18 protein-coding genes and 2 rRNA genes are annotated in these 22,381 nt (G+C 31.7%); 3 read left to right on the top strand and 17 right to left on the bottom strand.

The window, feature by feature from the left end; translation table 11 throughout:
• The 4 genes from BUB47_RS09245 to BUB47_RS09230 form a co-directional block, all read right to left on the bottom strand.
• On the bottom strand, positions 1–2,918 hold a 2,918-nt coding region (locus BUB47_RS09245), incomplete at its 3' end, for an S-layer homology domain-containing protein (protein ID WP_200779521.1).
• Between the two features lie 749 nt (positions 2,919–3,667).
• On the bottom strand, positions 3,668–7,114 hold the full coding sequence (locus BUB47_RS09240) for an S-layer homology domain-containing protein (RefSeq protein WP_073185643.1): 3,447 nt from the start codon (positions 7,112–7,114) through the stop codon (positions 3,668–3,670).
• Between the two features lie 182 nt (positions 7,115–7,296).
• Positions 7,297–8,325 carry an LCP family protein gene (locus BUB47_RS09235; RefSeq protein ID WP_073185642.1) on the bottom strand — a complete coding sequence of 343 codons (1,029 nt, stop codon included), beginning with the start codon at positions 8,323–8,325 and terminating at the stop codon, positions 7,297–7,299.
• 12 nt (positions 8,326–8,337) lie between these two features.
• On the bottom strand, positions 8,338–8,586 hold the full coding sequence (locus BUB47_RS09230; RefSeq protein ID WP_073185641.1) for a pro-sigmaK processing inhibitor BofA family protein: 249 nt from the start codon (positions 8,584–8,586) through the stop codon (positions 8,338–8,340).
• A gap of 90 nt (positions 8,587–8,676) precedes the next feature.
• Between BUB47_RS09230 and BUB47_RS09225 the strand changes: the two genes are divergently transcribed.
• Both BUB47_RS09225 and BUB47_RS09220 read left to right on the top strand, forming a co-directional pair.
• Entirely contained in the window at positions 8,677–9,114 is a 438-nt protein-coding gene (locus tag BUB47_RS09225) for a YaiI/YqxD family protein (protein WP_073185640.1), read from the top strand.
• A complete protein-coding gene (locus BUB47_RS09220) occupies positions 9,111–9,380 on the top strand; it encodes a glutaredoxin domain-containing protein (RefSeq protein ID WP_073185639.1) in 270 nt (89 codons plus the stop codon). The genes BUB47_RS09225 and BUB47_RS09220 overlap by 4 nt, the downstream gene beginning before the upstream one ends.
• Positions 9,381–9,392: 12 nt before the next feature.
• Here BUB47_RS09220 and BUB47_RS09215 read toward each other — a convergent pair whose 3' ends face one another.
• The 9 genes from BUB47_RS09215 to BUB47_RS09175 all read right to left on the bottom strand — a co-directional run bounded on the left by BUB47_RS09215 (position 9,393) and on the right by BUB47_RS09175 (position 18,799).
• Positions 9,393–10,046, bottom strand: coding sequence for a cytidylate kinase-like family protein (locus tag BUB47_RS09215; protein ID WP_073185638.1), 654 nt, complete (start codon positions 10,044–10,046; stop codon positions 9,393–9,395).
• Positions 10,047–10,220: 174 nt separating this feature from the next.
• Entirely contained in the window at positions 10,221–12,221 is a 2,001-nt protein-coding gene (locus BUB47_RS09210) for a sodium-translocating pyrophosphatase (protein WP_073185637.1), read from the bottom strand.
• 9 nt (positions 12,222–12,230) lie between these two features.
• Positions 12,231–12,455 carry a preprotein translocase subunit SecG gene (secG, locus tag BUB47_RS09205; RefSeq protein ID WP_073185636.1) on the bottom strand — a complete coding sequence of 75 codons (225 nt, stop codon included), beginning with the start codon at positions 12,453–12,455 and terminating at the stop codon, positions 12,231–12,233.
• A gap of 131 nt (positions 12,456–12,586) precedes the next feature.
• The gene (locus BUB47_RS09200; protein ID WP_073185635.1) at positions 12,587–13,483 is read right to left on the bottom strand and encodes an undecaprenyl-diphosphate phosphatase; all 897 of its coding nucleotides are present in this window, start codon (positions 13,481–13,483) and stop codon (positions 12,587–12,589) included.
• Between the two features lie 3 nt (positions 13,484–13,486).
• Complete coding sequence (locus tag BUB47_RS09195; RefSeq protein WP_073185634.1) at positions 13,487–14,110, bottom strand: hypothetical protein; 624 nt, start codon at positions 14,108–14,110, stop codon at positions 13,487–13,489.
• Complete coding sequence (gene dnaB, locus BUB47_RS09190) at positions 14,110–15,435, bottom strand: replicative DNA helicase (protein WP_073185632.1); 1,326 nt, start codon at positions 15,433–15,435, stop codon at positions 14,110–14,112. The genes BUB47_RS09195 and dnaB overlap by 1 nt, the downstream gene beginning before the upstream one ends.
• A 1-nt stretch (position 15,436) precedes the next feature.
• Positions 15,437–15,883 carry a 50S ribosomal protein L9 gene (gene rplI / locus BUB47_RS09185; protein ID WP_073185630.1) on the bottom strand — a complete coding sequence of 149 codons (447 nt, stop codon included), beginning with the start codon at positions 15,881–15,883 and terminating at the stop codon, positions 15,437–15,439.
• Positions 15,880–17,874, bottom strand: a complete 1,995-nt coding sequence (locus BUB47_RS09180) for a DHH family phosphoesterase (protein WP_073185629.1) — start codon at positions 17,872–17,874, stop codon at positions 15,880–15,882. The genes rplI and BUB47_RS09180 overlap by 4 nt, the downstream gene beginning before the upstream one ends.
• A 16-nt stretch (positions 17,875–17,890) precedes the next feature.
• The gene (locus BUB47_RS09175; RefSeq protein WP_073185627.1) at positions 17,891–18,799 is read right to left on the bottom strand and encodes a DUF2232 domain-containing protein; all 909 of its coding nucleotides are present in this window, start codon (positions 18,797–18,799) and stop codon (positions 17,891–17,893) included.
• 149 nt (positions 18,800–18,948) lie between these two features.
• Here BUB47_RS09175 and BUB47_RS09170 point away from each other — a divergent pair, with 149 nt between their 5' ends.
• Positions 18,949–19,698: an IclR family transcriptional regulator gene (locus BUB47_RS09170; protein WP_073185625.1), complete on the top strand. Its 750-nt coding sequence runs from the start codon at positions 18,949–18,951 to the stop codon at positions 19,696–19,698.
• Between the two features lie 34 nt (positions 19,699–19,732).
• Here the strand turns inward: BUB47_RS09170 and murI are convergent, their stop codons facing one another.
• From murI to BUB47_RS09150, 4 genes are all read right to left on the bottom strand, one after another.
• Positions 19,733–20,557 carry a glutamate racemase gene (gene murI, locus BUB47_RS09165; RefSeq protein WP_407639565.1) on the bottom strand — a complete coding sequence of 275 codons (825 nt, stop codon included), beginning with the start codon at positions 20,555–20,557 and terminating at the stop codon, positions 19,733–19,735.
• A gap of 140 nt (positions 20,558–20,697) precedes the next feature.
• On the bottom strand, positions 20,698–21,897 hold the full coding sequence (gltS, locus tag BUB47_RS09160) for a sodium/glutamate symporter (protein WP_073185621.1): 1,200 nt from the start codon (positions 21,895–21,897) through the stop codon (positions 20,698–20,700).
• A 148-nt stretch (positions 21,898–22,045) separates the two neighbouring features.
• Positions 22,046–22,161, bottom strand: a 5S ribosomal RNA gene (gene rrf, locus BUB47_RS09155).
• A 64-nt stretch (positions 22,162–22,225) separates the two neighbouring features.
• Positions 22,226–22,381: ribosomal RNA gene (locus BUB47_RS09150) — 23S ribosomal RNA — on the bottom strand; the annotation flags it as partial.

Raw genomic sequence — 22,381 nt, 5'->3', positions numbered from 1 at the left:
AGCATTTTATTTACCATTGTTGCTACTTCTTCTCTTGATATGTCTTTTTCAGGCTTAAATGTTCCATCTGGATAGCCATTTATCCAACCCTTGTTAGTAACTGAGCCAATATAACCTGCTGCCCAGTGTCCTATTACATCTTCAAATGTTGAAGTGGTATCTGACAAGCTGTTATATCTTGCTACTACTGCTGTAAATTCTGCTCTCGTTATTTTGTCATTTGGTTTAAAGCTTCCATCTTCATAGCCTTCCATTATATTGTTATCTGTTACAAAGGCAATATATTTAGAATACCAATCACTTGGATTTACATCACTATAGTTTGTTGTTCCACTTGGAATATTTGCCTCTCCTACTTTTAGTCTTGAAAATATTGTTGCAACTTCTGCTCTTGTAATACTGCCCTGTGGTCTTATTGTATTGTCAGGATAGCCATTTAAATATGCCATGTGAGTTAGTACTTCTTCAGTTTTTGGACTTTCTTTACTTGCAGTTGATGAATCACCACTCCAAGTCCAGCCTGTTCCTGAGTCTTCGCTGTCTTTTTGCCATATTGCATAAAGTGTAGTATTTGCTGTTATCTTAAATGTGTCCCCAACTTTATAAGATGTTCCACTTCCATCAATTTTTGTGTTCCAGCCTTTAAAAGTGTAACCTGTTTTAGATAAATTACCTTTTGGCAACACTGTTACTTCTGAATCTTTTGCATATGGATTATTTGTATCTACTGGTACTGTTCCTGAATCGTTGGTATTTCCATCATAGGTTACTCTATATTCTTCTGTTGGTACTATTTTTTTATTTGTTATTGTTATTTCTTTTACATCTGCTTCATCATTTATTGTCACAGTACCATTTACTACTTTTATAGTATATTCCTTATCTTCTTCTAGGATATATCCTTCAGGTGCCACTATTTCTTTTAAAGTATATGTTCCATCTTCTAAATTTTCTATTGTTACTTTACCATCTGTACCTGTGGTAAGCTCTTTTGGAAATTCTTCTACAGGGTCATTTTCTATTGGATTATTTTCTGTAGAATCATTTTCTTCTTTAGAGTTCAATAGCTCTAATTTTACTTCTAATTCTTTTATTTCTTCTTTTAATTTTTCTATTTGTTGTTCTATATCAGGTTCTTGTCCAATAGGTTCTTGTCCTGTAGTGTTCTCTTCACTAGCTTTTTCTGGACTCTTAGGTTGTTGTTCAAAAGCTTTCTCTTCACTAGATTTTTCTAAACTCTTAGGTTCTTCGTTAGTACTTTCAGTAGCAATTTTTTCTCCATTTTCTTCTAATGGTGTTGCCAAAGTATTTAATTCTGTTGTTTTTTGTTCTAATTCTGCTTCTATTTCTGCTATTTCTTTAGATTTATCATCTAAAACAACATCGTCTTTTTCCTCACTAGCTTCTATTTCTTTATCTAGCTTAAACGTTGCTCCTTCCAGTCCTTTTCCTGTTTCAGCGTCTACTTTATTTACTAAAACACTACCTGGAGTTGGTGCTTCCCAAATAGCATATAATGTGATTCCTTCTTTATTATCTGAAGCATCTATTTCCTTAATTAAAGCTTCATTAAATTCTATTTTACCATCTGGACTATATGTTGTGCCAGTTCCATCTGCCTTTGTATTCCATTCTTTAAATTCTAATTCACCATTTACTAAATCACCTTTGTCCATAACAGTCGCTTCACCATCTCTACTATATGGACTTTTTTTATCGTCTGGAGGTGTTCCTGTAGCATCTTTATTTCCATTATAGGTTATTGTAAATACTCTGTCATATAGGAAGATAATATCGACTGGACTCTCTTTATTTAAATCATACTCTAAAATTCCAGTAGGTAAACTTCCTTCTTTGCTTATAGAATTAAATATATATATTCTGCCATCTGTATCCTTATAGTCATATTTATCATTTTCATTTATAATTGGTGATATTTCATACGGCAATCCTACTTTATTATCCATATTTGTTGGTATATCACTAACTTTATATTTTGATACTTCATCTTTAGTATACTTATCTATATAAACAGCATTACTATTGTATTGCGGCGTTGAAAGTGTATAGTCAATTTTTATAATATCTATATCATTTTTAAATGTTCCAGACAATACCTCACTTCTAAGATTTTCACTTTCTTTTGTCCAAGATGGAGTATTAATATTTACTTTAGGAGTATCTCCATTTAAAATGTATTTATCGTATCGCACTTGCCCAATTTCACCTTTTGTACCCTTAACGACTATAGATTTTTTTGTTCCTCCAGGATACATTGGATCATCATTCACAGTAGGAGAATTTAGAAGTACTATTACTGAACTATTTTCATCATTCTTATACACTGGATTAAATTCATATTTAATTGTAATTACTTTTGGAAAACTTTCATCATATGTGCCTGTAATTGTTTCCGAATCAATTGGAGTCCAATCTGGAATTTCTTTTGGACTTATTTCATATTGATTTCCTATATAATTCATATAGTTTGTTGGCGGTGATATTTCATATTCTTTTCCATTTATATTGCCCATATGTTTTACTTGAACAAATCCTTCTATTTTTAGATAATAGTAATTTACCACCTGTTCTGTATCTGTAAATACTCCTGTAGTTGCGCCATCTGAACAATTAAAAAAATATTCTCTGTTCATTACATCGGGAATATTCTTATATTTGGGATATAACCCTTGTGTGGCATAGGTAGTTCCTATATCACCTGTTAGCTCAACAGATTCAAAACTTTTTTTGTTGTCTTCATATGTTAAAGGAAATCCTGACATATCTAGATAATTAACTGTTACTTTACCCGTGCTTTTAACATCTGGAGCTAGCTCATTATTTTCAGCTGCAAATGATGGTATTGTTGAAAATATAAAAGTAAATACTAATAATAGACTAATTATTCTCTTTTTCATTTCTACCTTCCTTTCATTTATAAAAGTAAATAATACCTTTTATTTCAATTACACTCTATTTCTACATCTCAATTTAAAATATCACCACCTATGTTATATAAACTGTTATTAACAAGTTCATTATCTAATTTAATTTTTAAATAACTTCTGCTAAAATTTATATTTTTTACAATGCTACTACGCCGATATTTTTATTAAAATTTATTTTAAAATCTGTTACTTCTTATTAGTATTGGATAAATCAAATAACTTTCTACTAATTAAATACTTAAAATAAAATTTCAGTTATCACTTACCCTTAAACAGTTACAGACATTTTTCAAGTGAACTAACTTACTTTTATATTAACTTTTTATTATCCTTTCACATCTTCTATTCTTATTTTATCTATAAATAGTTTTGTTTTCTGTTTTACTTCTTTAGCATATATATTTTATAAATCTTGGAATTTAAATATTAAGCTAAAATATTTTATTGCCCTTATAATTTTTAATTATTATATAAATTATATTCTTTAATTTATCCTACTATACTATAGTTTATATTATCACAATTTCCTCTTGAATTTACTTCTTTTAATAATACATCCTACATTTTTAGTTATACAATACTTTATTATTTGAAAAACATAGTTTTAAATTATATATTTCTACAATATTTTTTAATCTATTTCTTAACAGAATTCAAACTATTTAAAATTAAAAGCCACTTAATTTAAGTTAACCTTAAACTAAGTGGCGCATTTGAAACTATAGTAGTTCTTTCCAGTTTTCCATAATATCGCCAAGTGTTCTTCTCACTAATTTATGAGAATTACTTGCTTCTATCATATCAAAGTATGACCAACTATTTTCATCTAAGTCTGTAAAGTTTTTAATAACTAGGTTATTTAATCCATCTTTGTCTACTTTTCTATCTAGCATTTTATTTACCATTGTTGCCACTTCTTCTCTTGAAATGTCTTTTTCTGATTTAAATGTTCCATCTGGATATCCATTTATCCAACCCTTAGATGTCACTGCTCCAATGTATTTTTCGGCCCAATGTCCACTTACATCTTCAAAGCTAGACTCTACATTTACAAGAGAACTATAGCTTGCTACTACTGCTGTAAATTCTGCTCTCGTTATCTTGTCATTTGGCTTAAAGCTTCCATCTCCATAGCCTTCCATTATATTATTGTCTGTTACAAAGACTATATATTTAGTGTACCAATCGCTTGAATTTACATCGCTATAGTTTGTTGTTCCACTTGGAATATTTGCCTCTCCTACTTTTAATCTTGCAAATATTGTTGCTACTTCCGCTCTCGTAATACTTCCCTGAGGTCTTATTGTATTGTCAGGATATCCATTTAAATATGCTATGTGAGTTAAGACTTCCTCAGTTTTTGGACTTTCTTTACTTGTAGTTGATGAACCTCCACTCCAAGTCCAGCCTGTCTCTGTTGATGGTTTATCTACCACTTTTGTTTTTTCGCTTATTTCTTCTATTGGCTCTTCTGGATTATTCGGATCTACTACTGTTACTGTGTTTGTAAATCCTTTTTCCAAGTCAGCGTCATTTTTTACGTTACCTTTTACGGTTAGTATAATTGTTTCACCAATTTCTACATCAACTTTTCCTGATATTTTATTTCCAACTGCTTTTACACCACTGTTACCTTCTACTGTTACATTTTCAAGTTGACTTGGCACTTCATCTTCTACTTCTATATCCTTTAATTTACTTTCTCCAGTATTTTCTATAGCGATTGTATAGGTTAATTCTTCACCACGAGTTACTTCCTTTTTGTCAGCTACTTTTGTTACTACTGGATTTCCTTCTTTAGCTATTACTTTTGTTTCCCCACTTGTTGGTGTAATTGGAATAAGAGGTTCACTAGGATCTGTAATAGTTAAAAAGTTGCTAAAACTTTCTCCAATCACTGTATGTTCAGCAATAGTTCCTGTTATTATTAAAGTCTTTTCTTCCTTAGGTTCCAAATCAACATTTACCTTTACCATTCCTTCGGCAATTGTAATATTATCAATGCCTGTTGCAGTTAGCCCTTTAGTATCTATTGCCAATGGAATATAATCTATTACTTCGATATTCTCTAGTTTGGTTTCACCAGAGTTTTTTAATTTTATAGTATAAGTTAATTTTTCACCACGTTTTACTTCTGATTTATCAACTTCTTTTGTTGCCTCTAATTTACCAGGTTTTGGAATTACAGTTACCGATTCACTTGTGAAGGTTATTTGTTTTACTGGATCTGTATATTCATATATCGTTATGGTATTTACAATTGATTCTCCAGACTCTACTCCTTCTTTTAATGTTCCAGATATTTCAATTGTCTTTACCTCTCCTGGATCTATCTCCAATGTTATTGAAACATTATTTCCTTCAACTGTATAAAATTCTATTCCTTTAACTTTTATATCTTCAAGATATTCAGGCATTTCATCTACTAATTCTAATTCTATTAGCCTAGTTGTCCCTGTATTTTCCAAGGTAATGGTATAAGTTATCTCTCCACCAGTGGTTATCTCTATTGTATTTACTTCAATTTTTCCTTCTAAATCCTCAATACCTGGTAATATTTTTGTCAATTCTGATGTTACATTTATTGTTTTGTCATCATCTGGATTTGTTATTGTTGCTGTATTTAAAAAACTTTTATCCGTTTCAACATTTATTTTTACTTTTCCTGTAATTTCAATATTAATCTCGCTTTTAGCTTCTATATTAACCTTTCCGAAAACTTTATTACCATCAACTGTTAAATCATTACCAGCTGTCACATCTTCTAATTCTATAGGTACATTATCTTCTACTAATAGATTGTTTAAATCCGATTCACCGGTATTTTTTATCTTTAGAGTATAATTTACTTCATCACCAGGGTTAACTTCTGTTTTATCAACGGTTTTTTCTGCCGTTATTTCGCCACTTTTTGCAGTTACTTCTGTTTCTTCTGATTTTGGTCTTTGTGGATTGCCTGCTTCTAATGGATTTGTTACCTTAGCTGTGTTGGAAAACTTTGTTCCAATAACTGCATCACCTTTTATAGTACCAGTTATAAATATAATCTTTTCTTCTCCAGCTTTAAGATTTGTTTTTCCAGTAATTTTGTTTCCATCTACGTTTAAATCCTCTTTTGGTATTTCATTGGATATAGCATCTATCTTTTCCAATTCTTCTGGAACAGTATCTTCAATTTCTATATTTTCTAGTTCTGTTTCGCCGGTATTTTCTAAAAATAGATAGTAGGTTATTTCCTCTCCTCTTGTAGCCTCTGTTTTATCAACTATTTTTGATGATTCTAACTTTCCAGGTTCTGGTAAAATTTCTTCCCATATTACATATAATGTAGTATCTTCAGATATATTATCAATGGTTGTTACTGGTTCTTTACTATCTTTAGCAAGAGCCCAACCTTTGAATTCATATCCTTCTCTTAATAAAGTTTCTGCATTATTTACTGCTACATTTTCACCATTTTTATAATTTCTATCATCTTTTGGAAGATTTCCATTAACTTCACTTGCAGTGTTTGCATCATAGTTCACCTTATAAACACGCTGTAATTTTAGTCCAGTATAGTTTACAATATATTCTAAAGTTTCTGTAGATGAACTATTAATTTGAATTGTTAAAGGACCACCTATGTATTCAAAACTTCCATTAAGTTCTTGAATTTTGCCTTCATTTCCATTTGCATCTATTGCATTTATATAAACTACTTCATTATTTTTATCTCTAATTGTTACTGAAGCATTACCTGTTCCCAAACTTGCCTTTTCAATATGAATTTTACTACTTACTTCATAAGTCTTTCCAACAACCATATCCTTTATTTCTATTTCCTGTTTAAACCAACTATTTCTATTTCTAGCTTTATTGTCTTCCATAATAGACTTAAGAGCAATTCCATCTTCTATTGGTTTATATTGTTCTTCCCAAGCAGAATCGCCAATATTTGGTGTGTTAGGCCATAAATCGTTATACCAACCATCCTTTTGAAGCTTTGATGGATAACCCATAGTCCACCCATCTACATTATATTCTCCCTTTGAACCCAGTCCTGTAACTTTAAATTCAGGATTTTTTATTAAATTATCTGGCTCGCTACTTGCGCTTGCAATATTTGCAGGAAAAATTCCCAGCAACATTACAAATGCTAATATACATGAAATAACTTTCTTCATAATACACACCTCTTTTTAAATATTATATAATTTACTTAATTACATTATATCAAAAAATAAACAATGATACTTCCTATATTTCGTTTATATTAATAATTACTTTATTTTTATTTTACTTATTATATGTAAATTTTTTCCAAATAAAAGTTCCCTGCAATCTCTTTACAGGGAACTAACTCTATTTATTCAACTAAAATACTTTCTTCTAAAAGCGGTTCTTCTACAATTTCCGTACTGTTTTCTAAAAAATCACTCATTAATTTTCTGGCTTCTTCTACACTTACGTTGTAAATACTTACTTTGTCTTTTCCTATTACTGTACTTCCATCTGTTCCCTCAATTGTCGCTGTAAATATATTTTCTCTGTCCAATGTTAAACCGTAGTGAGCTAAATAAGAAATTTCACCATAGTTTAAATCCGTCTCAACATATTTATCTATTAAATCTAAAATTTTTGGCAATCTAAATATTGTGGCAGGAGTTTTTAACTTATCAAACATCTTCATTAAAAAGTCCTGTTGAGCAGATATTCTTCCAAGGTCTTGATCCGCATATGCCTTCCTAGTTCTAAGATAGGCAACTGCACTTTCTCCATCTAAGTGATTTGTTCCCCTCTTTAAGTTGATTTCAAGAGGTGGCACAACCCAATCATCTCTATATGTATAGTCAGCTTGATTCCACTCTATGTCTATTCCTCCAACAGTGTCGACTATTCCCACTACTGCCTTATAATCAACTACTGCATAGTGATCTATTTTTACATCTAAGAAGTCTTCAATTGTCTTTACAGTAAGTCCAAGTCCGCCATCTGGATATACAAATTCATTAAATGCAGCATTTATTTTATTTTTGCTATAGCCATGTATCTTTATATATGAATCTCTTGGAATTGACAGTATTTGAACTTTGTCATTTTTTGGGTCTATTGTAAATACCATCATGGTATCTGTTCTCATTCCATTTTGCTCTTCTGTCATATCCTTAGTTGCCGTCTTATCTACCCCTAAAACTAAAACTCTCAGAGGTTCCTCTCCATTAAACACATTAATTTCTTTCTTTTTGTCATTTTCAAATGCCGTATTTGCATCTTCATTTTCTAATATATTTATACCTTTATTGGCAAATTTCGGTTTTACAGAGTAAGCCAGAACTACTACTCCCGATAATAGCATTATACTTACAACTATAAATATTCTATACAAATGCTTCAATATTGCACCCCACTAAATAAAAAGTTTTAATAATATCAATACTATTACTGCCGGAAGTCCAAAAAATCCCGTTAAAAAACATGTAAGCGGATTTATTACTATAACCAATCCAAAGTTAGCACCAATAATATTAAATAAGTAAAGAACTATAGCTCCTCCAATTATATTTAAAATTACCTTGAAGAGCGTTGATAGTGATTTAAATACAATTAATACTATGGCACAAATTAAAATTGCACCTATTATAAAAGACGGTTCCATTTTTTCCACTCCTAATCATTTATTATAACATTAAATAGACTATAACAAAACAAAAGTTGAATTTTGTAGTATAATAATTTTGGTGATGTTATGAAAGTTTTTTTAGATGCCGATGCTTCTCCTGTAACTGATATTGTAATAAAAGTATGTGAGAATTTGCATTTTGAATTAATTATAGTTAAAAATTTTTCTCAACAAATTTATTCAGATTATCCAACTATTGTAAATGTGGATATTTCTCCGGAATCAGCTGATTTATACATAGTCAACCACTTAGATCCCTTTGATTTAGTCATAACTCAGGACCGAGGACTAAGTGCACTATGCCTTTCTAAAAGGGCATATGTCATGGACTTTTTTGGAAGTTCTATTGATGAAAGTAATATTGAGCTCCACTTGGCAACTAGACATGCAAATAGAGTTCTAAGAGATCAGGGGATATATTCTAAAAACAAAAAGCGAAAACAAAAAGACAATAGCGCATTTGAAGTTAATTTTAAAAGATTTTTGGAGGATAAGACAATATGATAACTCTTTTTATTTCAAGTAAGTGCCCTGAATGCCCTGAGGCTGTACAATCATTTAAAGCAAGTGAATTAAATTATAAAACTGTAGATATTACAGAAAGTATGGATAATTTAAGGTTGTTTCTAAAGTACAGAGATTCAAATTCTTTTTTTGACAATATTAAATCTTTAAATCAAGTTGGAATCCCAAGTATTATGATTGGTGATGGAAAGTCTTTTATCTCCTATAAAAGTTCCCTTGATTTAAGTAAACTAAAAGAAGAATAATTTTATTTTAAATTATTCTTTTTTAGTTGAAGTCTTTATTATTAAATCTGCTATAAATTCATTATCTATTGAAGAAGAATTTATACATAGGTCATATTCATTGGCACATCCCCAATTTCCACCTGAAAATTTATTGTAGTGATTTTTTCTTCTATTGTCTTTTTTCTTCATATGGGATATTGCCTTTTCTTCATCTACTTTATTTACTCTCATAAGTCTCTTAATCTTGTATTCTCTATCTGCACATATAAACACATCAAAGGTCTTCTCGTGTCCTTTTAATACATAATTAGCACACTTTCCAAGTAATATACAACTTCCCTGTTTTGCCAAGTCTCTTATTGTCTTTGAGTTTGCCAAAAAAGAGGCATCTATATTTGTTATGTCCTCTTGTGAATAGGAGTAGTTTTCTCTATATAAGTCCTGTATTGTGCCCTGTAAAAAAGAATCGTCTTTTTTTATATTTTCCGGGTTGATACTACTCTCCAACATTTTTAATTCTATTACGTCTTCATCGTATACCGGAATATTTAATCTTTTCCCAATTATACTTGCTATTTCAAAGCCGCCACTTCCATGTTCTCTATCTATAGTTATAATTAATTTATCTTTTTTATTTACACTATTTGAAAAAAACTTTTTAAAAAATCCAAATTCATTTTTCATATTCTCACTTCCCTAACTTTATTATGCCACATAATTTCTTTTTATTTGTATGATTTTGCTGAAAAAATCAAAGATTACCTTAAGATTTTATTAAATAAGCTACTTTTTACATAAAAAATAGCACCTACATAAGTAGATACTATTTTTGTTATATTATTCTCAACATAGATATTTTTAGAAAAAGTTTCCGCCATATTGTACAAATAAAGGAGCGAATACTAAAGATACAACTGTTATAAGTTTAATTAAAATATTTAGTGATGGGCCTGATGTATCTTTAAATGGATCTCCAACTGTATCACCTGTTACAGCTGCCTTATGTGCTTCTGATCCCTTACCACCATGTGCTCCACCTTCTATATACTTCTTAGCATTGTCCCATGCGCCACCGGCATTAGACATAAATATTGCCATTAGCACTCCTGTAATTAAAGCTCCTGCTTGAAGTCCACCTAGAGCTTCTACTCCTAGAATTAGTCCTACAACTACAGGCACTATTACAGCTATAAGTCCTGGAACTACCATTTCTCTAAGTGCTGCTGTTGTAGAAATATCTACACACTTAGCATATTCTGGAGTTGCTTTTCCCTCCATAATTCCAGGTATTTCTCTAAATTGACGACGTACTTCATCTATCATTGCTGAAGCCGCTTTTCCAACTGCGCTCATTGTAAGTGCTGAGAAGGCAAATGGTAACATTCCTCCTATAAAAGCTCCTGCAATAACTTCTGGTTTTGAAATGTCTATTCCGCTAAGGCCTGTTGCCTCTATATAAGAAACGAAAAGTGCTAAAGCTGTAAGTGCTGCTGAACCTATAGCAAATCCCTTTCCAATTGCTGCTGTTGTATTTCCTACAGCGTCAAGTGAGTCAGTGATTTCTCTAACTTCTTCAGGCAAGTCACACATTTCAGCAATACCGCCTGCATTATCTGCAATTGGTCCATATGCATCTACTGCAATAGTCATTGCTGATGTTGAAAGCATTCCAACTGCTGCAAGTGATATACCGTACAATCCTAAAATTGCACTTTCTGAGCCACCTGCTCCTACATATGCTGCAATAATACCTATTGCAATTACCACTGTTGGCCAAACTGTAGACATCATTCCCACAGAAAGACCTGAGATAATATTTGTTGATGCGCCAGTTTCTGACTCTGCAGCGATTCTTTGAACTGGTTTATATTGTTCTGATGTATAGTACTCAGTAATTTTAGAAATTATTAAACCTACTGCTATCCCTACAATTACAGGAATAAAAGGTCTCATACTTCCGAAAAATTTATTTGATAAAAATGCAGATACTATAACAGTAACTACAGCTGATACGTACTCTCCATTATTTAAAGCCTTTTGTGGGTTTTTGTCACCCTTTACAAAAAATGCTGCAATAATTGTAGCTACTATTCCAACTGCTGCTATTGAAATACCGTAAGATATTCCATTTTCTCCATACGCAACTACACCAAGTGTAATCATTGAAAGAAGAGCCCCTACATATGATTCAAATAAGTCTGCTCCCATTCCTGCAACGTCTCCAACGTTATCTCCAACGTTATCTGCTATAACTGCTGGGTTTCTTGGATCATCTTCAGGAATTCCCGCTTCTACTTTACCTACAAGGTCAGCTCCAACGTCTGCTGCCTTTGTGTAAATTCCTCCACCAACTCTTGCAAAAAGAGCTATTGATGAAGCACCAAGTGAAAATCCGGTAACGATAGTAGCATCTTTAGTTATATAATAAGCTATTGATATACCAATAATTCCAAGTCCTACTACTGTCATTCCCATTACAGCTCCACCTGAGAAAGCAATGTCAAGAGCTTTTCCAAGTCCTGATTCCAAAGCTGCATTTGCTGTTCTTACATTTGCCTTAGTTGCAACTTTCATTCCAACATATCCAGCCACTACTGAAAAAATTGCTCCTACTAAGAAGCAAATAGCTGTCTTTATGCTAAGTGTAAGTGCAAGTATAATACCTAAAACTATTACAAATACTACAAGTGCTTTGTATTCTCTTGATAAAAATGCCATAGCTCCATCTTCTATATATGAAGCTATTTCCTTCATTCTGTCGTTTCCAGCTTCTTGTTTTGAAACAAAACTAGCTTTATAAAAAGCAAATAGTAGGGCCAGAACTCCTACTACAGAAGCTATTATTAAAATATTTTCCATAATTCCTCCCTAAATTGCTGCTAGCACTAAAAGTGCTATCCCGAAAACAATTGAAGATATAACTACAATTCGATTTTGAATATCTTTTTTACTATTTCCTTTATGTTCTCCCCAAGCGGAAGTTTCTTCTCCACTAAGTGTTCCAAGACCGGCTTGTTCACTTTCCATTAGAGTCACAGTAACAATCATAATTAATGCTGCAACTGCTATCACAATTGATAAAAAAGTTTCCATGTGCACATTTCCTCCCTTATTACTTTTTCCATATCTATAACATTATAAATTCTACCATAGGAATGTCGTAAAATCAATGATTAAAAGCTTATCAAAACAATGTTTATTAATCATTTTTAACTAAGTTTGACTTATTTTAAACCTGAAATAAAATATGAACCCAAAACTACAATTCCCAAAATTATCCTATAGACGCCAAATACCTTAAAGTCATGCTTCTTTATATAGTCCATAAATTTAACTATTACTACATAGGCCACAACAAAAGATACTACTCCACCTAACAATATTATTAGCCATTGATGTAAACTAAAGGCAAATCCCATTTTTAAAATTTTTAATCCCGTTGCCCCAATCATCGTTGGAATCGCAAGGAAAAATGAAAACTCTGCAGCTGTTGTTCTGGAGCAGCCAAGTAACATTGCTCCAATTATAGTTGCAGCAGATCTGGATGTTCCCGGAACCATTGCCAAACATTGGAAAAGTCCTATAATTAAAATTATTTTAATCGGTATTTCATCAATACTGTTATAAGTAAATGTCTTGTTTTTGTTTTTATTTTCCATGATGATTATAATTATTCCATATACTATTAAAGCTATGGAAACTGTCACTTTGTTAAAGAGATACTTATCTATTATGTCATCAAATAAAAGTCCTAAAACTATGGCAGGCAACACCCCAATTATAATCTTTGCCAAAAGTCTCATAGTTTTTCTATCTCTTAAATCCCATTTTCTCTTTAAGCTCACAGCTCCACTTGCTCTGTGAGAAGCACAGTTGTTCCCACCAATATTTACTTCTACTTTGCTCTTGGCAAAGGGATTTAGTTCATTAAAATAAATTACTACAACTGATAAAATTGCACCCAGTTGAATTATTATATTAAAGGCATTATCAAAAGATTTAGGGCTAAAGAAAATAAATTCATTTGCTAAAATTAAATGACCCGTTGAAGAAACGGGTAAAAATTCCGTCAATCCCTCTATTATTCCAAGTACTATTGCTTTTATAAAATCCATTATAATCTCCTATCTAGAAAAAACTTCTACAAAATTTGAAAATGGCTCTATTAAAATATCGTTTATTTCCACTCCATTTTCAATTTTATAATTTCCGTCTACTTTTACTAATTTTAATTTTAGCGTTCTCGTCGTTTCAACAGTACATGAATCTAATTTATTGTTTAAGTCTTCAAAGTAACTTTGAATATCTTCTTCTGAATTGGTGCTGATTGTGGACAGCTGACTTTCATTATTTTCAAGACTCTCAATAAATTTTTCTCCATCCAGTACATTTAAGTTAACTGTAACTTCTACTCCACTATTTGTCTTAACTTCCTCTACAATTTCATAATTAAAATCCATAGATTTTTCTACAGCTTTTTCTATATATTTTTTTGCCAAACTTAATATTAACTCTTCTGATTTTTCATCAGTTCCCTTTAAATTTACTCTTTTATATCCTTCAAAAACTGAATCAGCAAAATTTTCTACACTAAAGAAAGACTTACCATTTACCATATAAGTTTTTGTACTTTCATAGTCCATTGACTTTAAACTCTCTAGATAATTTTCAACAACTTTTTTTGAAGAGTCATTTGAGCATCCTACTAAAAGCAGGAGTGTTAAAATTATTGTAATTACTTTTTTCATCAATTCTCTCTTTCCATATTTAAAAATTTTGTATATTCTTTTTTGAAGACTAATTCCACAGTTCCCGTTGGTCCATTTCTGTGCTTTGCAATTATAACTTCACCAACATTTGGTTTTTCGCTCTCTTCTTTCGTATAGTATTCATCTCTATATAGAAACATTACTATATCAGCATCCTGCTCTATAGCTCCGGATTCACGAAGGTCAGATAAAATAGGTCTGTGGTCAGTTCTGGTTTCCGGCATACGTGACAACTGAGAAAGTGCTATTACAGGGACTTCCAATTCCTTTGCTATTGCCTTTAGTGACCTCGATATAGAAGAAATTTCCTGTTGTCTTGACTCTACTCTGCCGCCCATTTCCATAAGTTGCAAATAGTCTATTACCACTAGATCCAGTCCTCTTTCAATTTTTAATCTCCTGCACTTAGCTTTCAATTCCAGCGGAGTAATACCTGCCGTATCGTCTATTTCTATCTTTAACTCTGAAAGTATTGGCATTATATTTATAACTTTTAGCCATTCGTCTTCATTTAAATTTCCACTTATAATTTTTTGTAAGTCCACATGTGCCGTTGAAGCCATAATTCTCTGAACCAGTTGATGTTTACTCATCTCTAAAGAAAACATAGCAACAGATGCCTCACTTTTTAAAGCAGCATTTGTTGCCAAGTTTACCATAAGAGCTGTCTTACCCATTGAAGGCCTTGCAGCCAGAAGTATTAAGTCAGACTTTTGAAATCCTGACAACTTGTGGTCTAAATCACTAAACCCTGTTGTAAGTCCTGTGAGACCTGTAGGATTTTGCGATCTCTGCTCCATTTGAGCAAAGGACTCAAGCAAAACTTCCTTTACTGGAACTAAACCAGTTCTGTGAGTATCTTGAGTTATATCAAAAATATTTTTTTCTGCACTTTCAATTATTGAATCAACTTCCGCCTCTGGAGAATAGGCTTTTGAAATAATTTCATCACTTGTAGATATTAACTTTCTAAGTGTAGATTTTTCTTTTATAATGTCACAGTAGTACTTTGTATTTGAAATAGCTGCAACTGAACTTGCCAATCCCGCTATATAACTAAGCCCACCAATTTCATCTAATGTTGTACGCTTTTTTAATTCCTCTGACACTGTAACTATGTCTGCAGGATTATTTCTGTTGTATATTGAAATAATTGCGTTGTAAATTTCTCCATGAGAATCAGAATAAAAGTCATCAGCTCTTAAATTTTCAACAGCTGTAGTTATTGACTCCTTAGAAAGTAACATTGCTCCCAATACAGATTGTTCAGCGTCGAGATTGTGAGGAGGAATCATTAAATCCATATTATTTTGCCTCCACAACTACTTTTAAACTTGCTATAATTTCAGAATATAATTTTATATCAACTTCAGACATTCCCTCTGTCTTTATATTCTCTTTTAAATCTATTTTCTTTTTATCTACATCTAATTTAAGTTGTTCTTTTATAGCTTCTTGAATGTCCTTAGACGTTATTGCACCAAAAAGTCTTCCACCTTCTCCTGCTTTTGCTGAAAGTACAACTTTATTTTTTTCAATTTGTTTTTTTAGCTCTGTTGCATCTGCTCTTCTCTGTTTTTCTTCCTCAGCTTCAACTTTTTTTTGCTCTTTCCAATTTTCTAAATTCTTAGTTGTAGCTTCAATTGCAACTTTTCTTGGAATTAAAAAGTTTCTTGCATATCCATCTTTTGCCTCAACTAAATCTCCGGCTTTTCCCAAGTTTTTATCGTCTTTTAAAAGTATTACCTTCATTTTACTTCACCCTCATCTAAATATTCTTTTATTGCCTTTAAAAGCATTTCTTCCGCCTCATCTAAGTCTAAAGTATCCAGTTGTGCAGCTGCCATGTTTAAATGTCCGCCGCCTCCAATTTTCTCAAGGATTAGTTGAACAGAAATGTCTCCTCTACTTCTTCCAGATATGTGTATCTTATCTCCTGAAAGCGCCAATACGAAACTGGCTTTTATTTCATTTATATCTAAGAGCTCATCTGCCGATTGAGCTGATATTAGAACTGAATTTTCAGCATTTTTGTCAAGTCTTGAAATTGCTATATTGTCAAACACAACTCTCATATTGTGTATTACTTCAGCTTTACTTAAAAGTGTATCTAAGTCGTCTTGAAAAAGCTGCTTAACTTTCTGCATATCTGCTCCCGCACGTCTAAGTGTTGACGCCGCTTCAAATGTTCTAACTCCAGTTTGTGACGTGAAATTTTTAGTGTCTACTACAATTCCACTCATCAGTGCATCTGCCTCAAAGTGCGTTAAGTTTAAATCATCATTCATATAAGTTAGCATTTCAGTAACCAGTTCACTAGTTGATGAAGCATAGGGTTCTATATATGTTAACACTGGATTTTCAACAAACTCAGCTCCCCTTCTATGGTGGTCAATTATAACCACTTGAGGTGTCTTTTCTATTAGTCCCGGTGCCTCTGTGAGAGATGGTTTATTGTTATCTACCATTATCAATAGAGACTTTGGCGTTATTTCACTTAGTGCAGTTTCTTCACTTATTATTAACTTATAGAGTTCCTCTTCTTCCTCTTTCATTCTATTAATAATATTATTAATAGACGGGTTTGGTTTATTTAAAACTATATAGCCTTTCTTATTTCTATTTAATACGGCTCTTAACACTCCAATTGCAGAACCAATTGAGTCCATGTCTGCATTTTTGTGTCCCATTATAAATACGTCGTTTGCTCCATCAATAAGTTGTTTTAACGCCACTCCCAGCACTCTTGCCTTAACTTTATTTCTCTTTTCAACCGCCTTGGACTTTCCTCCAAAGAACTCGTAGTTATCTTTAACTTTTACTACAGCTTGATCTCCACCTCTTCCTAGCGCAAGGTCTAAACAGGTATCTGACTCTATATAGGAGTCTCTTAAGTTTAGTCCAAAAGAAGACACCCCTATGGAAAGAGTAATGGGTATTGTATTACCCTTATCTAGTTCTCTCAAGTCATCTAGTAGGTCAAATCTCTTATCCTTTATCTGTTTTAGTGATTCATAACTTATTATAACTAGATACATCTCATCATAGTACTTTCGCACAAGAGCATTGTAGTCTTTAAAATAGTTATTTATAATTGAGTCTATTTCTGCTCTAAGTTGTGGTTTATTATTTGATGGAGTAGAGTCCATTGCCTCATCAAAGTTATCTACTTCAATTTTTACAACTATTGGAAACTCCCCTACATATTTTTCATATATTTCTTCGTATTCACTATTGTCTACAAAGTAAAACATAGACATCTTATTTCTATCAGACTGTGTCTTACTAACGTCTACAACGTTAAAGTAAGTCTTATAGTGAGTCTTATTTATTACAATATCCAGTTCGCCATTTTCCATTTTATCTAAAATTGAATTTGTGTCAATTGTGGGAATTAGCAATGAAAGATTTTCATCCATTATCTCTTCTGTTGAAAATATATTTAAAAACAGTGAATTGTACCAAACTATTTTGCCATTTTCATCTGTTATTACCAGAGGAAAAGGCATATTAAATATTGCATTTTTTGTAATAGATTCAAAATCCGCATTTATATTTTCAATTTCCTTTACAGAATCTATCTTTCTCTGTTGTATGTCTTTTGCACTTAGATAAATAAAATACGCATTTACAAATAGTGAAATTATCCCAATGATTGGAGAAAAGTAAATTAAAAATAATACTATTACTGTAGAAAATATGAAATATAGTTTTAAATCTCTTAAATCATACTCTTTATTCATATTAACACCGCCTTCTTCAATTAGGTAATTTCCTAAAATTAAATAAATAATCTAAAAGTCCCAAAAATATTAATGCTATTTGAAAAAATGGAATTATAAAAACACTAACATAAATTACAAACTTTAAAATACCTCCAAATTTAAGTTTATTTAATAAATACATTAAAACACTAAATCCAAGTACAAATAAAATAAAACTAAATATCAATACTATGTTCATCATCATAATTGAATAGATGCTTCCAATTGTCCCCTTTAAAATATATATTAAAAACATACTTATAAACAGCGCCAAAGGCAATCCCTTAGGTACTCTAAAGAAGATAAAACTAGATGGCTGTATGATTATCCCACCTCTTTTTAAGATTGACTTGCCTACTATAGAATAAGTGCAATAGGAAACTATTAAGGAAATTATAATTAGCACTGAGGGTATTATTTGAATAGTCAAATTGTAAACTTGTGTTAAATAAGCATTTGACAGTTCAACTTTTTCACCCATAGAACTCATTAAATTTCTCTCAACTTCTATAAATGACTTCACATTTTCAGGAGAATTTAGCACTTCCGGTGTAAAACCCACCCAGTAAAGCCCTACAATTAATGAGATAAAAAATATAATTGAAGTTACTATAATTGTAGTATTTACACTGTATTTATTTGAAATCATATAGTGAAATGTCAGTATTATAGGTCCAAATACAACGAACATCATCACTCCTATTAATGGAGACATCAAAAGTCCCACGAGGAAACAAACTCCCATAAAAAATGAAAATATTTTTACTATTCCCGAATAAACTGACTCAACTACAAACATTGCCGGTATAAATATATATAGTACTGGAAATATCATTCCTCCTATAGATAAAAAAAGCGACTTTATAATTAGAGATAATATATTGTTCTTTGATTTGTTTATCAAAACTATCAACTCCTAGTTACACTATTTTACCATATCAAGATTTAAATTTATAGGTTTTTGATAAGTCTATTAAACTATAGTTCCTGAATGTTGGAATTGGTTTCCACTTTGTGGTATAATTAACTAAAATATACTAAGGAGTTATTAATATGATACAAAGCATAAGAAAGGCTGCTAGTATTTTAGAATTTATGAAAAATCATAACAAAGAATACAGTATTGCCGAAATTTCCGAGTCAATAGAATTTCCTCCAAGCACTACTCACAGAATTTTAAACACCTTAATAAACTGTGGCTACGTTGCAAAAGATGAAAGAACACATCTATATAAACTCGGCCCCGGATTAATTGCACTGGGAATAGCAGCAGTTTCAAATATTAATATTCAAAGCGAATCTGCTCCTATATTAAAACACTTATCTGAAAAGACACAAGAGGATTCATTTTTAATTGTAAAGTCGGGAAATAACGGAGTAATTATAGGTAAATCTGATGGTCCTCACCCTTTAAAAATTGTAGAAAACTTTGGAATAGAAATCCCTCTACATAAAGGGGCTATAAGAAAAGTAATTTTAGCTTATCAGCCTAAGGAATTTTTAGATGACTATCTTCAAAGGGATTTAGCACCCTATCTTGAAAATACAGAAGTTGACAAGGATAAATTAATAGAAGATCTTAAAAAAATAAAAGATACCGGTATTTCACTTTCAATATCAGAATATATTGAAAATGCTGTAGGAATTGGAGCGCCAATATTTGACTACAAAGGTGAATTTGTGGCTTCAATTGGAATTGTAGCGCCACTATCCAGAGCAGAAGATACAGGACTTGAATTTATAGAAAACTCTATTCGAGAATCTGCCGACCAACTTTCAAAAAAATTAGGCTATATGAAATAAAGCAGAAAAGTAAATTTACTTTTCTGCTTTATTTTTATATTTTTATATTTTTAAATGTTGTCTTTATTTCTTTGTTTGGAAAAGTATTTACAAATACTTTGTTAAACTTGTCTACATCTCCCGTAATTAAAAAATCTACACGTTTTGTATTTAAATCACCTAAGCTGTCTTCTTTTGATAGAATTGACTCCAGTGAAAGTACTGTACTATATGCAGGATCAACTAGCCTAATCTTTCTATCATAGTTATAATTTTTAATTACTCTTTTAAATGCATCTCTTGCCAGTGGATAGTGGGTACACCCCAAAATTAAGGTGTCATATTCAAATCCATTGAATTCATCTAAATAGCCCTTAATAAGCTCTTCAATATATTCATCATCAGTATGACTCTCTTCTATAGCTAATACCAAATCTGGTGCTCCTATTGACTTTAAAACAACCTCTGAATCCATGGCTCTTATATATTTGTCGTAGATTTTACTATTCACTGTTGCCTCTGTTGCCAACAGTGCTATTTTTTTATTTTTTGTAAGTTCTATTGCATCCATACACGCATGATCTACAACACCGATAATCGGAATGTCAAAGAGTTCTTTCACAGCATCTAATCCATAAGATGTTGCTGTATTACAAGCTATTATTAATGCCTTTATATTTTTATTGTAGAGATATGTTACACACTCTTCTGTATATCTCTTTATTTCCTCTGGGCTTTTCGTTCCATAAGGTATTCTAAAAGTGTCAGCCATGTAAATATACTCTTCACCTGGTAAAACTTCTAATACTTTTTTTAAAACTGACAAGCCACCAACACCACTGTCGAATACTCCTATTGCTCTATTATCCAAATCTTTCACACTCCTATTTGATAGGATTTATAATCAACTATATAGATTATACACAAAAAAATAATAAATGGTTACTATTAACAGTAACCATTTATTATTTTACACTATATTATAATTATATTCATTTTTTATAAAAATTCAATTAATAATTATACAAAGTTTGAAAAAACTGTTATAACGGCAACATTTATAAAATCTATAAAGAATGCACCAACTATTGGAAGTATGAAGAATGCCCTTGGAGCTGGTCCAAATGCCTCAACTACTGACTGCATATTTGCAATTCCATTTGGAACAGCACCCATACCAAATCCACAATGTCCTGCAGAAAGTACTGCTGCGTCATAGTCTTTACCCATAACTTTAAATGTAATAAAGTATGCAAATAGACCCATCATTAATGTTTGAGCTATTAGTATTATTAACATTGGACCTGCAACTGCTGCAAGTTCCCAAAGTCTTAGTTCTATTAAAGCTATTGACAAGAAAATATTAAGTGCAACATCACTAATTAAATCAGTAGTTTCCTTGTCTATGTGTAATTTTCCTGTAGCTTCTCCAACGTTTCTAAATATAGCAGCAATAAACATTGCTATTACATAAGAAGGAATATTTATTGGAACAACTGATTTAATACCAACTTCCAACACTGCTCCAATACCTATAGATATAAAAATTATAGATATATGCTTCATAAATCCATCAAAGTGAATTTTTCCAACTTCTCCACCTACTACAGAGTCTATATCATATTCATCAGAATCTCCTGCACTTTTTAACCCTTTTTTAGTAATTAGGGTACGTCCTATAGGACCACCTATTAGTGAGCCCATTACAAGTCCAAAAGTTGCTGCTGCCATACCTATTGTTGAAGCTCCTGTAAGCCCATATTGAGTTTCAAACGTTGGACCCCAAGCTCCTGCTGTACCGTGTCCACCTGTCATTGTTACTGAACCACATAGAAGTCCAAGTAGCGGATTTGCTCCTATTGCCTTTGCAAGTCCCATTCCAACTACATCTTGAAGTATAACTAATACTCCTGCCAATAATGTAAATAACAAAACTCCAAATCCACCTTTTTTAATAAGGGAAACACTTGCTCCAAGACCAATTGTAGTGAAGAACACCATCATAAATGGATCTTTTAAAGTTGTATCTAGTGCAAAAGATACCACACCAAATTGCTTTAAGATTAAATGTAGTACTGAAAAAATAAGTCCGCCTACTACTGGTGATGGGATACAAAATTTTTCTAAAATATGTACTTTAGTTTTTACCCATCTTCCAAGATAAAACATACAAACTGCTAATGCAACTGTTTGCATCATATTAAGATTTAATTCTAACATTTAAACACCTCTATATTTTTATTTGGCACTTGTGCCAAAATTAAATATAACAGAAAATGTACAATAAAAAAACATTTTCATGTTATATTTTTCACCATCTATATTCCTCTTCTTGGAATGCATTCCTTCATTAATAGACTTTTATGTAAACCGGCATCACCTACTCTCCCAGGTCGTTACCAACCAAGTACCATCGGCGTAATGAGGCTTAACTTCTGTGTTCGATATGGTTACAGGTGTGTCCCTCTTACTATATGCACCGGATTAAACCACAACAACTACTTATATATATAACTTCTTTTACCTACTATTCCTAGTTAGGTTATTATTGGTCAAGTCTTCGACCTATTAGTACTCATTAGCTTCAAACATTACTGCTCTTTCACCTTGAGCCTATCTACCTCATTTTCTTCAAGGGGTCTTATCTTTCGAGGGAAATCTCATCTCGAGGGGGGCTTCGTGCTTAGATGCTTTCAGCTCTTAT

Origin of the sequence: Anaerosphaera aminiphila DSM 21120, assembly GCF_900129925.1 — a bacterium.
GTDB lineage: Bacteria > Bacillota > Clostridia > Tissierellales > Peptoniphilaceae > Anaerosphaera > Anaerosphaera aminiphila.
Note: the sequence above shows the minus strand (reverse complement) of the source record. Positions and strands in the feature narration are given on the sequence as shown.

Bases quoted from the DNA above. Each gene is read 5' to 3' on its own strand.
- BUB47_RS09240 (WP_073185643.1), bottom strand. From the start codon at position 7,114: ATGAAGAAAGTTATTTCATGTATATTAGCATTTGTAATGTTGCTGGGA.
- BUB47_RS09230 (WP_073185641.1), bottom strand. From the start codon at position 8,586: ATGGAACCGTCTTTTATAATAGGTGCAATTTTAATTTGTGCCATAGTA.
- BUB47_RS09225 (WP_073185640.1), top strand. From the start codon at position 8,677: ATGAAAGTTTTTTTAGATGCCGATGCTTCTCCTGTAACTGATATTGTA.
- BUB47_RS09220 (WP_073185639.1), top strand. From the start codon at position 9,111: ATGATAACTCTTTTTATTTCAAGTAAGTGCCCTGAATGCCCTGAGGCT.
- BUB47_RS09215 (WP_073185638.1), bottom strand. From the start codon at position 10,046: ATGAAAAATGAATTTGGATTTTTTAAAAAGTTTTTTTCAAATAGTGTA.
- BUB47_RS09210 (WP_073185637.1), bottom strand. From the start codon at position 12,221: ATGGAAAATATTTTAATAATAGCTTCTGTAGTAGGAGTTCTGGCCCTA.
- secG (WP_073185636.1), bottom strand. From the start codon at position 12,455: ATGGAAACTTTTTTATCAATTGTGATAGCAGTTGCAGCATTAATTATG.
- BUB47_RS09195 (WP_073185634.1), bottom strand. From the start codon at position 14,110: ATGAAAAAAGTAATTACAATAATTTTAACACTCCTGCTTTTAGTAGGA.
- dnaB (WP_073185632.1), bottom strand. From the start codon at position 15,435: ATGGATTTAATGATTCCTCCTCACAATCTCGACGCTGAACAATCTGTA.
- rplI (WP_073185630.1), bottom strand. From the start codon at position 15,883: ATGAAGGTAATACTTTTAAAAGACGATAAAAACTTGGGAAAAGCCGGA.
- BUB47_RS09180 (WP_073185629.1), bottom strand. From the start codon at position 17,874: ATGAATAAAGAGTATGATTTAAGAGATTTAAAACTATATTTCATATTT.
- BUB47_RS09170 (WP_073185625.1), top strand. From the start codon at position 18,949: ATGATACAAAGCATAAGAAAGGCTGCTAGTATTTTAGAATTTATGAAA.
- gltS (WP_073185621.1), bottom strand. From the start codon at position 21,897: ATGTTAGAATTAAATCTTAATATGATGCAAACAGTTGCATTAGCAGTT.